At 37.5% G+C, this 264-nt stretch carries 1 protein-coding gene; it reads left to right on the forward strand.

Features of this window, described 5'->3' with window-relative positions; translation table 11 throughout:
- Positions 1 to 64: 64 nt before the first annotated feature.
- Positions 65 to 264, forward strand: a 200-nt coding sequence (locus QRT08_RS18465; protein WP_286047462.1) for a hypothetical protein, incomplete at its 3' end; no start/stop codon positions are given.

Genomic DNA, 264 nt, shown 5'->3' on the forward strand with positions numbered 1-264 from the left:
CTTAACTCAGAAGCTTATTAATAAGCAATCAAGATTCATGCTAGGCAAAGCGCCTACTATTACCATGCACCCTTTTGATGCTGACAATAAGACATTGAAAGAGAGTGCTGAAACCAAAGCTTCTTATTTCAATATGATTTTAGACCGCACCAATTTCTGGAGCAACTGCGGTAAAGCATTCACAGACGCTTGTATTGGTAAACGTGTTCTAATGGTTTGTCAAGCATTGCCAGGAAAGGATATTAGTATTCAATTCTATACTAT

The sequence above is a fragment of the Halalkalicoccus sp. NIPERK01 genome (assembly GCF_030287405.1).
Lineage (GTDB): Archaea > Halobacteriota > Halobacteria > Halobacteriales > Halalkalicoccaceae > Halalkalicoccus.